The following is a 13,834-nucleotide window of genomic DNA, read 5'->3' on the forward strand; positions in this document are numbered from 1 at the left end:
GAATTGAATCAGCGTGCCGAGACGAACCGGTCCGCGGCGAAGCGGGCATACCAGCGCAGTGCGTCCGGATCGTCGACGGAGGCGAGGTCCGCGGCCTGCGCCGGTTCTGTGCCCGCAAGCAGGTTCTTGACCGGAACCTCGAGATGGGCGTGCGACTGACGGTCACCAGCACTCCCGGCGAAGGTGCCGTGGTCGAGGGCATCCTGCCGCGTTGAGCGCCTGTCTCGGAGTTCACGTTGCGGGCTGCGCTCCCCAGGGCGGGACCGTAGCGACCTGTCGCATCGTCCTCGGGACCTGCTCGGCCATCCGGCGAAGCGGGCCCCGAGGACGAACACCCGTCAGACGAGCGATGCGGTGAGTCCGCCGTCAAGGACGTAGTGGCTGCCGGTGACCCATGCCGCCCGGTCGGACGCGAGGAACGCGGCGACTTCCGCGATGTCTTCTGGGGTGCCGAGCCTGCCCTGCTTCGCGGCGACGAGGTCACCGAAGGGCATCTGGGTCGCGGCTTCGAAGTCGGGCTTGAGGCGGTCGACCATGGCGGTGTCGGCGAAGCCCGGGCAGACCGCGTTCACCCGCACGCCGGTGGGCCGCATCTCCACCGCGGCGACCCGGGTCATCTGGATGACCGCGGCTTTCGTTGCGCAGTAGGAGCCGAGCAGCGGGCTGCCGCCGACTCCGGCGATCGAGGCCATGTTGACGATGTTCCCCTGGGAAGCGACCAGGTGCGGGGTGGCCGCCTTCATCGTCACGAACGTGCCGCGCACGTTGACCGCGAAGATCTTGTCGAAGCTTTCCGTCGACTGCTGCAACAGCGGCGAAGCGATCTCGACCCCCGCGTTGTTGACCAGGACGTCGAGTCCGCCGAGCAGGTCCACCGCCTGCTGCACGGCGGCCTCCACCTGTCCCTCGTCGGTGACGTCGCAATTGGCCACGCCCGCGGCACCGATCTCCCCGGCCGATCGCTCGGCCGAATCGGCGTTGACGTCGCTGACTACGACCTGGGCACCGCGTTGCACGAACAGGGCCGCGATAGCCTTGCCGATCCCGGCACCGGATCCGGTGACGAAGACGCGCTTTCCCTGGAGCTCGGACATATTGTTCCTCTCGCTTGTTTCGGAGACCGTCACATGGCGTCGATCTTGGGCATGATTTCTTCTTTGAGCCGCTTCATATCGTCGAGCGTCTTGGCCACCGGCACGTCGGCGAACGGAGGCCACAGGAACGGCATCGTCAGGCCTGCTTCCTTGTAGCGCTTGAGAATATCGGTGAGCTGCCCGGCCGTTCCGGCGAACAGGTTGGTGAGCTTGCCGTTCGCGGTCTGGTCCATCTCCTGATCGGTGATGACGAACCAGATCATGCTGCAGATCTCCAGATCGTCGACCGTGCGGGAAGTGTCGAGTTCGCCGAGTTCGCGAGCGATCTCACCGCGCCAGCGCTGGATGTCCTCCGGCGAATCCTGGATACCGATCCAGCCGGAGAGACCGTACTTGGCGATACGGCTCGCCGAACGCTTCGGATCCCTGAGCCCGCTGAAAAAGATGGGCGGATGCGGTTGCTGCACCGGCTTAGCACCGAATCCGCTGCTCTCGAAATCGGCGAACTCACCGTGGTATTCGAAGACATCGTTGGTCCAGATGCCCTGCATGATCTCCAGAGTTTCCCGCACGTGCTTGTGCCGCTTGGGGAAGATGTGCGGAACGCTTGCAGCCGCGAACTCCTCCGGCATCCACCCGGAACCGACACCCACGTTGAGCCTGCCACCGGCGAGCTGGTCGATGGTGGCGAGTTCCGCGGCGAGCACGCCGGGCGAGCGGAAGGGCGTGTCGATGATGCTCATACCGATCCGCACTTTGGAGGTTTTCGCGGCCAGCCACGGAAGCAGCGGCATGCCCTGGAGGAATTCACCCCGTGCTGTCACCGGAAGTTGCTTGGGCATTCCCTCCATCATGCCGAAGGAGTGCTGCATCTCGTTGCGGTCGGATGCCTCGGGGACGATGATCCGGTCGAGCGACCACACGGAGTCGAAATCGAGTTCCTCGGCGAGATCGGTGAGTTCCTCGAGTTCCGGAACCGTTACCTTGTCACGGAAATTCGGCAGGTAGAGCGCGAGCTTCATGGTGGAACAGCCTCCTTGCTGTGTTGTCGTTCTGATCTGTCGGACCGATCCGGCTCAGCCGCCGGCGAGTGTCGAGCGGACCTCGTTCTTGAGTACTTTGCCGATAGTGGAGCGGGGCAGATCCGGCCACACGTCGATCTGTTTGGGTGCCTTGACGCTGCCGATCTGTTCCTTGACGAACGCGATCAGTTCGTCGGTGTCGACCGTGGCATCGGGCTGCAATTGGACAACTGCGGCTACCCGTTCGCCCCACTTCTCATCGGGCAGACCGACTACGGCGCAGTCCCGGACCGCCCCGTGCGCCATCAGCGCCTGCTCCACCTCGGCGGAGTAGACGTTGAACCCGCCGGTGATCACCATGTCCTTGGCACGGTCGACGATATGCAGAAATCCTTCCTCGTCGAGGAATCCGATGTCGCCGGTGTGGTGCCAGCCACCCGCCGAGGCTTCGACGGTGGCCTCGGGATTGCCGTAGTAGCCCGCCATGACCAGCGAACCGCGGACGCAGATTTCCCCCCGATCACCGCTCGGGACCGGCCGTCCCTGCTCATCGAGGATTCCGACGGTGACCAACGGCGATGGCCTTCCGGCGGACGACAAACGTCGAGTGTGGACGGTGCCGTCCGGTAAACGGTGCTCGGCAGGTGACATCGTGGAGATCATCATCGGCGCCTCGGACTGGCCGAAAAGTTGCGCCATCGGCCCGATGCGCTCGAGCGCTTCAGTCAGCCGGGAAACCGACATCGGTGCCGCGCCGTACCAGAAACACTGCAGAGAAGACAGATCAGCGTGCTCCAGCGCTGGATGGCCGAGCACCATATAGATCAGCGTCGGTGGCAGGAAGGTGTGCGTGACCCGGTGACGCTCGATCAGTTCCAGGAACCGGCCGACATCGGGCTTCACCATGACCACCACTTCCCCGCCACTGGCGAAGATCGGCAGGCACAGCACGCCCGCCGCATGAGTCAGTGGAGCCTGGGCCAGATACACCGGGCGTCCGTCGAAGGGATACCGCATCAGTGTGATCGCCGACATCGCCTCGAGATTGCGGTCAGTGAGCATCACTGCCTTGGGGCGTCCCGTCGTGCCGCCTGTGCCCACGAGGGCCACGATGTCGTCGGGAGGGTCGGCCTCGGCGGGCGGATCGTTTCGGGCTTCGTCCAGCCAGGCGTGGAAACCCAGTGCGAGATCATCGCCCGCACCGAGCCGGACGAGCGTGGTCAGTTTCGGAAGATCCGGAGCGATCCGCCCGACGAGTTCGTCGAATGCGGGCTGGAAGATCAGTGTGGAGCAGTCGAACAGATCGAGCAGTTCCGCGTTTTCCCCCGCGGCGTTGCGCGGATTGATCGGGCACCACACCGCACCCGCCCTGGCGACGCCGAACACGCACGCGAACGCGGTCGCGTCATTGGCGGAAAGGACGCCGACCTTGTCCCCCGGCGCGACGCCAGAACGCCGCAACGCCCGCGCCACCTCATGGGTGAGCTCGACGACCTCGGCGTAGGACCGCGAAACCCCGTCCAGGCTCAGGCATGGCGCCGCGGGGGCCAGGGAGGCGCCTTTGTCCAGATAGAAGGTCAGCGACACCGTTGTCTCCGTGTTGATCAGTGGCGCGCCGCGACGACCGGCCCGAACCGGTTCCGATCGGACGTCACCTATTCACGGGGCGTAGCCTCGCGCGTCTTCGGACGATTGTCAAGACTTTTTTGGACGACTGACAAGATGATTGTCGAGTTGCTAGTCTGACGTCATGACCAGCGCAGCTACCGTCCGGCGCCGATCCCGCGTCAGCAAGTTCGACCAGCGCCGTCGCGAGCTCGCCGACGCGGCGCTCCTCGCTCTCGCCGATCTCGGCTATGCGCGCACCAGCCTTCGTACGATCGCCGAGCACACCGAGTTCTCGCACGGCCTGCTGCATTACTACTTCGCCGACAAGATCGACCTGATCACCTACTGCGTACAGCGGTACAAGGCCGCCTGCGTGGAACGCTATGACGGTCTCGTCGCCGAAGCGTCCACCCCCGAGCAGCTCGCCATCGCCTGCGGCGACGGACTGGCCGACGCACTCGGCGACGCCCCGCTCATGCACCGGCTCTGGTACGACCTCCGGATACAGTCGATGTTCGAGGACACCTTCCGGGAGGAGGTCGCCGAGATCGACGAGAGCCTGCAGCAGATGCTCTGGCGCAACGTCCGCGCATACGCCGATCTCAGCGGGGGCACGCCGTCCTGTTCCCCGGCGGATGCCTATGCCCTGTTCGACGGCCTTTTTCAGCAGGCGTTGTTGCGGCATCTCGCCGGTACCGAAACGGCGCAGGACGACCTCCGGAACGGTATCCGCACGCTTCTCCCCCGCCTAATCGACTGACCACATGAGACTGTCCTAAATGGACAGACAGTTTCACGGGTGTTCCCTGGATGTCGGCACCGGCCGGTCGGCAATGATCCGTGGCACAGAAGGGAAAAGGGCCGTGTCCGCCGCCCGGCAAGGCCGCTTCGGTGATGTTCACCATGGGCACCACCGAAGGGAGCGACGCCGCCGTGAGAGCCGTAGCGGCCGTTGATGCGGTCACGCACAGGCGAAATCCCGCCCGCACAACCGTCGACCGAACCCAAGCACGGCACCGGCCACCGCGGCCCTCCCCACCCACCACCGTTACTCGCTCACCCTCGCAGCGGCCTGCCTCGCGGAAGGCACCAATCCCCTCGCCGGCTGCTGATGGGGATACGGATCCCGGTGCGCGACACGTACCTGATGATCGTCCCGCAGAGCGCGAACCCGCCGGTGTTCACGACTTCGAGCGCGACCGTGATTCGCCCGACGAGGTCCGGCTTTGTCCGGTCGGTCACCTCGTCAAGGTGATGCAGGGCAACTGAGCCGATCTCGGGGTCGGTCAGCTCCAGTGCCTTGGCCTGAGACTCGGTGACGGAGCCACCATCGAAGACCCACACGAAACCCTCGGAGAGGCGTTCGTTGGTCGGCGTGTAGTCGATGACCACTGGTGCCGCGAAGGTTCGCCGCAGCCCGAGTTCTTCATAAACTTCGCGTGCAACGGCCTGCCAGGGTGGTTCGTCAGCTTCAACCGCGCCACCAGGTAGGTCGAGATGTGGCTTGTGGGTCGGTTCGACCAGCAGAACACGGCCGTCGGCGTCGTAGAACACCGCGGCAGCCGAATTTCGTTTCCGATTCAGCGAGGCCACGTAATAGTCAAACGGCAACACGTCCACTTCAGCAGTGTACGACCCACCGCTGCGACCACTTCTAGGGCAAAAACAGTAAGCCGACTTCCTTGCTTACCAAGGCAATCTTGCCTACCCGAGTCGGCTTACTTCCGGTCTCATCGGTAAACGGCCGGCTTCACAGCAGCCCGAGCAGTTGGAGGTCGGTGACGTACTTGATGATGATCGGCCGTGAGACGTGCGGAATGTCATTGGCCGGACCGATTTTCGATTCTTGTACCGCAGCACGGAATCGATCGGTGGGTGCCAGCGACCCGTTGATGGGAGTCTGCGGCTTGCGGTAGTTGTGTAGTAGCGGCAGCAGCGAGGCCTGGCGCTGCTTTTCCGGCAGCGCCCGCAAGGTGGTGTCGAAGCGCTGCAACCATTCGTCGTAGTCAGCGACCCGGGTGATCTCGTAGCGGGCTTCGATCAGCCAGTCGGTGAACTCGTCCATGCCAAGGCCGTCGTCGTGCGGGTTCATGACGTGGTAGGTAGCGAACTCGCCGCCGCCGGCGGCGGCCAGGGTGGTGATGGCCTCGGCGATGAACTCGACCGGAAGGCCGTCGAAGTGCGCATATTGCCGGTTGCCCCCGGCGTCCACCTCATAGAACGAGCCGGGCGCGATACCCGTCGCGACCAGGGACAGCAGCATCCGGGTAACCATGTCCGGCAGATTGAGTTGCCCGGCGTAGCTGGTGTCGGCCAGGATCATGCCGCAGCGGAACACGGTCACCGGCAGCCCGCACAGGTCGCTGGCCTCCCGCAGCAACACTTCGGCGGCCCATTTGCTGTTGCCGTAACCATTGGCGTAGCTGTCGTTGACCGCGCGGGTGGCACTGGCCCGGCGGATGTCGGCGTGCTCGACGAACTTGCCCGCTTCGATCTGATCGCCCACCCCGATCGTCGACACATAGGTGTAGGGCTTGATCTTGGTCGTCAGCGCGAGCTTGATCAGCTCGGCGGTGCCGAGCGTGTTCGGACCGAACAGCTCGCTGTAGGGCAGCAGGTGGTTGACCAGCGCGGCCGGGTCGACGATCACATCGACGGTGTCGGCCAGACGCCACCAGTTCGCTTCGTCGAGGCCCAGATCGGCTTCGCCCTTGTCACCGGCGATGACCTCGAGGTGGTCGGCGGCGAGTTTGCGGTAGTACTCGAGCAGTTCGGGGTCACCGCTGTCGAATACCTCATCCAGCCGGGCGCCGGCTTCTTCATCGGATTTGGCACGCACCAAGGCAATCACCTTGCCGCCCACCAGGTCCATCCGCTTCAGCCAATCCAGCGCCAGGTAGCGGCCGAGAAATCCGGTCGCGCCGGTCAACAGCACTGTGCGCACCTCGGTCGCCGCCTTGGGCAGGGACGGCGCGGCTGCCAGCGTGTCAGCGTCGAGGAAGGTGTCCAGCGTGAGGTCACCGGCGTGCACCGTGGTGGCGCCGCGGCCATGCACGGTGGCGAAGCTCGGCCGCCTGGAGCCCTCGCGTTGTTCCTCGATGTACGCGGCGAGCGCGGCCAGGTCGGTGGCCGGGCTGACGATGACACCCACTGGCACGTCGACATCGAAGGTCTCGCGCAGCAGGTTGCCGAATGTCAACGCCGACAACGAGTCTCCACCCAGCTCGGCGAAATGCGCATCGGGCCGCGGATCGGCGCCATCCGCGCCGAGCACAGCAGACGCGGCTCGGCGGACGGTGTCCAGCACCGGTCGGCCGGCGGCACTATCACGCAGTGCCCGCAGCTTTTTGGCCTGTTCTTCGGCCAGTTCGCTGTAGCGCTGTTCCAGGCGCGCCCCGTAGCACTGCTGGAGCTTTTTCTGCGCCGGCTTGCCGAGGTCGGTCAACAGCCCGTTGTCCGCGGTGAACGGGCTTGTCTCGATGAGGATGTCGCGCGGAATTTCATGAGATTGCAGTTCGGCGACCTTGGCGATATCCCGCAGCGACTCATTGATCAGCGGCTTGAGCGAATCCACGTCATGCTGCTGCAGCGCATTCTCGGTGGGTACGACAACGGCGAGTGGATAGGAGCGCTCACTGTTGGCATAGACGTAGACTTGGCGCACCAGCGGACTGCCACCGAATGTCGCCTCCAGCTTGGCGGCGGTGATGAATTCGCCTTGTGCGAGTTTCAGTACGTTATTGCGGCGGCCGATGTAGGTGAGCTGATCGGGGCCTACTTCGGCCATGATGTCACCGGTCAGGTAGTAGCCGTCCGAATCGAAAACCTCGGCGGTGAGTTCCGGTCGCTTGTAGTAGCCGGCGAACTGAGTGGCCGACTTGACGGCCAGTTCGCCACGCGGATGCGGCCGGTCGCTGCCGAAATAGCCCAGTTCGGGAACGTCGACCAGCTTGTAGTCGATCACCGGTGGACGCTGTACGCGACCGTCGATCAGCACCAGAACCGATTCGGTCAGGCCGAAGGTGTCGGCCAGATGCAGATCCGAGAAGGACTCGACCCATGCTCTCAGCTCCGCCGACATCGGTGCGGAACCGGTCGACGCCGACACGTACCGTCCGCCCAGCAGACTCTGCCGCTGCTCGGCCATCACCTGCGCTTCGACCGCCGCGCGGTCGCCTCCTGGGACAGACCGCGCGGTCACCTCGCGCCGGTACTCGTCGTAGAGCATTTCCCAGACTCGCGGCACGAAATCCAACCGCGTGGGTCGTACCAGCGCGAGGTCTTCGAAAAATGTGGAAAGATCGCGAGTGGCCGCAAAGTAGGCGGTGCCACCGGTGCCGAGCGTGCCGTAGAGCGCCGCCCGACCGACAACGTGGCTCATCGGTCTGAAGTTCAACGTGATCGAAGGAACAACGCGCTCCCTTACCCTGGCTGTCAGAGCGGAGCTGCGCCAGATGAGGGCGACCAAGTCTTGGCGATACATCGCGCCTTTGGGCCTCCCGGTGCTGCCCGAGGTGTAGATCAACAGTGCCAGCGGGTTGTCCGCCTCGGACTCGATCACCGATGCCGGCCGTGTCGTGCCGCGCTCCAGCAGATCAGCAAGAAGCTCGACGACCACCGGGCTGCCCGTGTCGGCCAAACGTGCCCGCGCTGCTTCGACCGCCTCGCGGTGATCATCGACCTGTGGGTAGTAGTCGAAAACGACCAGCCGCACAGGTACAGACCCAGCCGACACCAGCCCGACGGCCACAGACAGATAATCCACACTTGTGGCGATCACGGTCGGCTCGGTCTCGGCAACAACCGGCCGCAACGCAGCCGCCGCCGCACTTGCCTGCAGCGGCACCGACACCGCGTTCAGCGCAAGCAATGCCAGATCGACGATCGCGTAGTCGACACTCGTGAAACCCAGAACGCAGACCCGGTCGCCGGGCGCTATCGGGTCACTGGCCAAGGCGGCAGCCACCGCGCCGACCCGGTCGGCCAGCTGCTGATAGGTGATGGTCTCGAATCGGGGCAACAGTTCTGCCCTCGTCCGCCCCGTGGCCGGATCCTCGGCGAAGCGGACCGCACGCTGGCCAAGCGCGGGGCGCTGCGCGTAGCCCTTCAGCAGCGTCGAAACGATCTCGGGTAGTCGCGACCCGGCCCGCTCGACCATGTTGCTCACGGTCATGTCGGGCTGGGCAGCAGCGAACTGCTGATCCGTGGCGTACAGCTCGGCGACTCGACGCGCCAGCCGCTCCTCTCGGGTATCGCTCGGCACAGCCATCTCCCTCCTAGGACAATTCGCATCGGATGAAATTGTAGGATGATTTGATGGAACGATCAACCAGGCCTAGGGTGGTTGAGACGCTGTGGAGGTAGATCGACCAGGCAGAGGAGGACACGTGGTCCAGGGGTCCACCGACCACTCCGGGCAGGCCGAGAGCTGGCGCACGGACAGTTCCGGCAATCGGCTCACCGGCACCCAGCTGGCAGTGGCCGCCCTGCGCGAAGGAATCCGCAAAGGTCGCTATGTCCCCGGGCAACGACTGGTGGAGACCGACCTTGTCACGGAGATCGGTGTCGGACGCAACTCACTGCGCGAGGCATTCGCCTACCTGGCCAGCGAAGGTCTGGTGCAAGTCGAACCGCACCGCGGCGCGTCGATCCGCCGCCGGACCCACACGGAGGTAGCCCAGCTCTATGACCTCAGCGAGGTCCTCGAAGGACTTGCCGCTCGCCTGGCAGCGATCAACATCACCCAACCCGGGAACGCGGAGTCACTGACGGCAGCCATCGATCGCGAACACAGGGATGCAGCCGGCGGCAGCGCCAACCAGCGAATCGACGACGCCGCACGACTCCACGAAACGATCCTGGCCATCGCCGATAACCCGCGGCTGACCGAACTGGTCACCAACCTGCACATCCTGACCTTCAGCTTTCAGCTACGTCACACCCGACTCGACGGTGCCCAAGACCTCGGCGAAACCTCGCTGGCCGAACATCTCGCAGTAGTCGAAGCAATCAGACAAGCCGATCCGCAACAGGCCGAAATCGCCATGCGGACTCACATCCGCAGCGCCAAAGAACAGGTGACGGCCCTTCCCAAGGACGCGTCCGGCTGACTTCGACATGCCGCGAGAATCAGCGAACGGACACGCCGGTCCGGCACCGTCGACAGTCACCAGAAACGTGACCCGCACTCATCTGCCTTCCCGGCGGCGCTGTGACGTCCTGTGCGCCATGCGCCGCAATCGCGGCCACGACCACGACCGCCAGTCTCCGCCCTTGCCGCGGTAACCAGCCCGGATTCAGCCGATCGACACACCGGGCCGATCGTCGGGATTACCGAGCAGCGGCCGGAACAGTCTTCGCGCAGGTGATTCCCTTGATTTGCCCACGACCAGTGGATCGAACCGGACAACAGTAAGGAATTCGGCGCGCTGGCACGGCAAACACTCGCCGAAGTACAGGCAGCCGCCACCGAGTGCTGAGGTCACCTCGGCCGGAGTCGAGGACCACCCCAGCTGTCTTGCAGGGTCTCAAATCCGGCTGCACTCTCTCATCTGCGACGGCACCTCGGCCGCAGTCGTGCAGCCGAGGATGAAACCGGGCTGCCTCCCATGTCGACGAACTTCGCCTCTCGGAGATGACAGGCAAAACTGCAGTTCAATGGATAAGGATGTTGTGCGGGTCGAGGCCCCTACACCGATTGATACTCTGAACGCTCCAATCACCCGCGCTGCGACAAGACGATCCTGCGCAGGGACCAGCAACTGGGGCCAGCCAACTTCCCGCGGGCGCCATCGGTGGCGTCCACGCGGTTTCTTGGAACGTCCACGACCCGCAGAATCCGGTAGCGAAAGCGGGCGCGGCGGACACGACACAGGTGAGGTGCACACGCATGGGTGGCAGTGGCGTCGACGAGACCGGGACGGGAGGCGGCGAACCGGCAGAGCCATCGGTTCCCGCGTCGGACAGGCTCGAGGGAGGTGCCTCAGGCGAGCGCCTGGTGCTGTTCACCGACGCGGTGACCGCGATCTCCATTACCCTGCTGGTCCTCCCACTGGTGGACCTCGTCCCGGAAGTCGCGTCCGCCCATCGGCCCGCCAGCGACGTGATCACCGGCCACCTCAGCCAGATCTGGAGCTTCCTGCTCAGCTTCACGGTCATCGCCAACATCTGGCGGGAACACCACCGGACCTTCTCAACGGTCACGAAGACCACCCGCGCCCTGATGATGTGGAACACGGGGTGGCTGCTGTCCGTCGTCGTGATGCCCCTCCCGACGGAGATGATCGGTGCTTTCGGCGGCCATGACCGGTTCGTGGCGGCGTTCTACTACGCGGTGCTCCTGGCCGGCGTGGTGTGCCGGCTGGCCATGTTGAAGGTCCTGAAGAGCAATCCGGGGATGGTCGAGGGGGAAGGCGAAGCGACCCGCCGAAGGATCGCACACCTTCATACCGACGGTTACGTCAACGTCCTTGCCGTGGTCCTCGCGTTCATCATCGCCCTGGCAGTGCCCGTGCTCCAGTACTGGAGCCTGCTGCTGCTCATCCTGCCGGGGCGAATGCGCTTCACCAGCCGGCTCAGCAGGCCCGCCGATCATTGAGACGGTCAGCATCCCGGCTCACCGGTACTCGGTCACCGTCACTGCCGACAGCCGTCACTTCGGATCCCGGCGTGCGGAACGTTCACAGCGACCGGATAGCCGCTGACCTGAAGACGTAGGTTCGGATAATGCCTTGTTGGGGCGCCTCGAGGATGGGAACAGGAGAGGTTCCGGACATCGCGACCTCCCGTGCTGTACTTGCCGTCGGCGTGGGTTCTTGCGCTGACGGGTCGGGGCGAGCGCTGCGGGCTGGCTGCTGAGCTTCCGGCGTGACCGACCCGATCAGGGTGGCGGTGCACTTCAGCTGGTCGGTGGTCTTGTCGTCGTGCGAGGTCTTCGGGGTAGACCAATGATGGCGGTCGGTTGGCCCGTCTTCGACACTCCTTCGGATAGGGCTCCGGCGCAGCCTTCCGCGGCTGCTCGGCGGCGAGCGAACTCAGCTGTCGCAGATCCCTGCAGGCGCCCCGCGGTCGGGTCTGGTCGGTACGGTTCGACCGGAGGAGATCACGTACCCGTTTTCCGCGCCGAAAGGCGCCGGTAGTCTCCAGCAGCCCGGATGTGCCAGCGATCTGCTGTGCGGCGAGCGTCTGGTTTAGGCTGCGGCCATGGCCGAGATCCAAACCCCGGGACCCGCTGAAGCCTTTGAGCTGCTCCTGGCTGGTAACCAACGCTTCGTCGCAGGTACTCCGGAACATCCGAACCAGGACGCAGCACGCCGCACCGAGATCGCGCCTAGTCAGCGTCCGTTTGCCGTGCTGTTCGGCTGCTCCGACTCCCGGTTGGCCGCCGAGATCATCCTTGATCGTGGTCTGGGAGACCTGTTCGTGGTGCGCACCGCGGGCCACGTGATCGGCGCGGAAGTTCTGGGCAGTATCGAGTTCGGGGTGGACGTGCTGGACTGTCCGTTGGTGATAGTCCTCGGCCATGACTCGTGCGGTGCGGTGGGGGCAGCGTGCGCGGTACTCGAGGACGGAATGGCGCCGTCCGGTTACATCCGGGATGTCGTCGAGCGGGTGACCCCCAGCGTGCTCGCGGCGCGGGCCGCCGGCCGTGTGGAGGCCGATGAGATCTTGGCTGAGCACGTCCGGCACACGGTGGATCTGCTGTTGGATCGCTCCCGGGTGCTCGCCGAGCGGGTCGATGCAGGCCGGGCCGCCGTTGTCGGGTTGTGTTATCGCCTGGTTGACGGGCGCGCCGACGTGGTTGCGGCTCGTGGACTCGACGTCGCCGCGGATTCCGCATCGTGACCGGGACTTCGTCGGCCGTGGTCGACGTTGCGCGCCGACAGGGCTGCGTCGAGCGGTGATCTCGGGCAAGCACTGACGATCTGGTCGAGGCGATCGCGCTGCCGGCCGGTGAGGTTGCCCGGTTCGGTCAGGAGCAGCCGAGCAGCGAGCACTGGACCGTCACCCGTCCCCGAAGCCCAGCATGCCGCTGGCACAGTCCCCTACCGCGATTCAGCCACTCCGCCGGATACCCGAGACCGGTTCCGATTGATGCCGCAGAGCGTGCGCGTAGTCCGTGCCGGTGTGTTCTCCGGTGGCCGGTAAGCGGTGGTGCAGCGCGCCGTAGCTGAGGCCGGTGAGGGCCCGGGAACGCCGAGGGCGACAACGATCGGTCCACTCGAGCCGCGAGGGAGTCGTTATGAAGGAAACCCCGAGCCTGCCCGGGTTCACCGCGGGGACTGGACCGGTCGGCAACGGTTTCACCGTCCATGTGCGATCACCGTCCGCTATCGGCCACCGCCGACAGACAGCTGCGGAGCGGGGAGGGAGTGTCCGTGCTTGTGCGGGCACTCCCTCCCCCGTGTTCTAGCGTTCCGGGGTGGGCGCGGTCCCCGCGTGCACGGCACCGACATCGATGGTGTGGCTGTCCGCATTGGCATCCACCGCACCGAGATTCCAGCCCAGGCTCACGTTCGGATCGATCGGATCCCCGTGCGGATTACTCCCCGCCGCAGCGGTGTAAGTGATCGCGTTCGGCGTCTGCTGCTCCTCGGCGACCGCTGTCCAGTGCAAAGGCACATAAGCAGAACTGCCATCAGCGATCCCGACAGCAGGCGCACCACCGGCCGCCTCGTTGTCCACCAACACGTTGTGCGCACCCACCAGCCCGACCTCCGGCACCCCGGCAAGCGCACAACGCTCACCCTGCTTCGCGGTGAACTGGATCGCCCCGGAACGATTCCCCATACCCGCATCACCAGGCACGAGGTTGGTCGTGAACTGATTCGCAGTACACGGCAGCAAACCCGCACCAGAAGCCTCAGCAGCACTCGCGGTAGCACCGAGCACACCGACACCGATCCCGGCCACCGCGAACCCGGCCACCATCCGACGCACCACACTGTTCATGACTTCCCCTTCCCAGGCACCCCAAGCAGGGCACCACCATCGGTGAACCACTCACCACGATTGATCTCTCACCGGAAAAGATGCACAGACCCACGGGAAGGAGGCCAAAACATGACACCGCTCGCCAAAAGACAACCCCGACGCCACCCACACGTCCAC

Annotated in this window: 11 protein-coding genes; 4 read left to right on the forward strand and 7 right to left on the reverse strand. The window is 65.0% G+C overall.

The window, feature by feature from the left end:
* Positions 1–8: 8 nt before the first annotated feature.
* From A37U_RS43920 to A37U_RS0115530, 4 genes are read right to left on the reverse strand one after another with little or no spacing between them, the layout of a single operon-like run.
* The gene (locus A37U_RS43920) at positions 9–335 is read right to left on the reverse strand and encodes a hypothetical protein (RefSeq protein WP_040587806.1); all 327 of its coding nucleotides are present in this window, start codon (positions 333–335) and stop codon (positions 9–11) included.
* A 3-nt stretch (positions 336–338) separates the two neighbouring features.
* On the reverse strand, positions 339–1,094 hold the full coding sequence (locus A37U_RS0115520) for an SDR family NAD(P)-dependent oxidoreductase (RefSeq protein WP_020497565.1): 756 nt from the start codon (positions 1,092–1,094) through the stop codon (positions 339–341).
* Between the two features lie 29 nt (positions 1,095–1,123).
* Positions 1,124–2,116 (reverse strand): LLM class flavin-dependent oxidoreductase, encoded by a 993-nt coding sequence (locus A37U_RS0115525; protein WP_020497566.1) that lies wholly within the window; start codon positions 2,114–2,116, stop codon positions 1,124–1,126.
* Between the two features lie 54 nt (positions 2,117–2,170).
* Positions 2,171–3,703 carry an acyl-CoA synthetase gene (locus A37U_RS0115530; RefSeq protein WP_020497567.1) on the reverse strand — a complete coding sequence of 511 codons (1,533 nt, stop codon included), beginning with the start codon at positions 3,701–3,703 and terminating at the stop codon, positions 2,171–2,173.
* Positions 3,704–3,866: 163 nt separating this feature from the next.
* On the opposite strand from A37U_RS0115530, the gene A37U_RS0115535 reads away from it, so the two are divergent.
* Positions 3,867–4,484, forward strand: a complete 618-nt coding sequence (locus A37U_RS0115535) for a TetR/AcrR family transcriptional regulator (RefSeq protein ID WP_020497568.1) — start codon at positions 3,867–3,869, stop codon at positions 4,482–4,484.
* Positions 4,485–4,780: 296 nt separating this feature from the next.
* Here the strand turns inward: A37U_RS0115535 and A37U_RS0115540 are convergent, their stop codons facing one another.
* Entirely contained in the window at positions 4,781–5,344 is a 564-nt protein-coding gene (locus tag A37U_RS0115540; protein WP_020497569.1) for an NUDIX domain-containing protein, read from the reverse strand.
* A 130-nt stretch (positions 5,345–5,474) separates the two neighbouring features.
* Positions 5,475–8,993 carry a carboxylic acid reductase gene (gene car, locus A37U_RS0115545; protein WP_020497570.1) on the reverse strand — a complete coding sequence of 1,173 codons (3,519 nt, stop codon included), beginning with the start codon at positions 8,991–8,993 and terminating at the stop codon, positions 5,475–5,477.
* A 208-nt stretch (positions 8,994–9,201) separates the two neighbouring features.
* Between car and A37U_RS0115550 the strand changes: the two genes are divergently transcribed.
* The 3 genes from A37U_RS0115550 to A37U_RS0115560 all read left to right on the forward strand — a co-directional run bounded on the left by A37U_RS0115550 (position 9,202) and on the right by A37U_RS0115560 (position 12,568).
* Positions 9,202–9,834 (forward strand): GntR family transcriptional regulator, encoded by a 633-nt coding sequence (locus tag A37U_RS0115550; RefSeq protein WP_169526881.1) that lies wholly within the window; start codon positions 9,202–9,204, stop codon positions 9,832–9,834.
* A gap of 779 nt (positions 9,835–10,613) precedes the next feature.
* On the forward strand, positions 10,614–11,321 hold the full coding sequence (locus A37U_RS0115555) for a TMEM175 family protein (RefSeq protein ID WP_020497572.1): 708 nt from the start codon (positions 10,614–10,616) through the stop codon (positions 11,319–11,321).
* 605 nt (positions 11,322–11,926) lie between these two features.
* Entirely contained in the window at positions 11,927–12,568 is a 642-nt protein-coding gene (locus tag A37U_RS0115560; RefSeq protein WP_026197259.1) for a carbonic anhydrase, read from the forward strand.
* A gap of 564 nt (positions 12,569–13,132) precedes the next feature.
* Here the strand turns inward: A37U_RS0115560 and A37U_RS0115565 are convergent.
* The gene (locus tag A37U_RS0115565) at positions 13,133–13,675 is read right to left on the reverse strand and encodes a DUF4232 domain-containing protein (protein WP_020497574.1); all 543 of its coding nucleotides are present in this window, start codon (positions 13,673–13,675) and stop codon (positions 13,133–13,135) included.
* Positions 13,676–13,834 lie beyond the last annotated feature (159 nt).

The sequence above is a fragment of the Sciscionella marina DSM 45152 genome (assembly GCF_000379465.1).
Classification (GTDB): domain Bacteria; phylum Actinomycetota; class Actinomycetes; order Mycobacteriales; family Pseudonocardiaceae; genus Sciscionella; species Sciscionella marina.

Bases quoted from the DNA above. Each gene is read 5' to 3' on its own strand.
- A37U_RS0115520 (WP_020497565.1), bottom strand. From the start codon at position 1,094: ATGTCCGAGCTCCAGGGAAAGCGCGTCTTCGTCACCGGATCCGGTGCC.
- A37U_RS0115525 (WP_020497566.1), bottom strand. From the start codon at position 2,116: ATGAAGCTCGCGCTCTACCTGCCGAATTTCCGTGACAAGGTAACGGTT.
- A37U_RS0115535 (WP_020497568.1), top strand. From the start codon at position 3,867: ATGACCAGCGCAGCTACCGTCCGGCGCCGATCCCGCGTCAGCAAGTTC.
- car (WP_020497570.1), bottom strand. From the start codon at position 8,993: ATGGCTGTGCCGAGCGATACCCGAGAGGAGCGGCTGGCGCGTCGAGTC.
- A37U_RS0115555 (WP_020497572.1), top strand. From the start codon at position 10,614: ATGGGTGGCAGTGGCGTCGACGAGACCGGGACGGGAGGCGGCGAACCG.
- A37U_RS0115560 (WP_026197259.1), top strand. From the start codon at position 11,927: ATGGCCGAGATCCAAACCCCGGGACCCGCTGAAGCCTTTGAGCTGCTC.
- A37U_RS0115565 (WP_020497574.1), bottom strand. From the start codon at position 13,675: ATGAACAGTGTGGTGCGTCGGATGGTGGCCGGGTTCGCGGTGGCCGGG.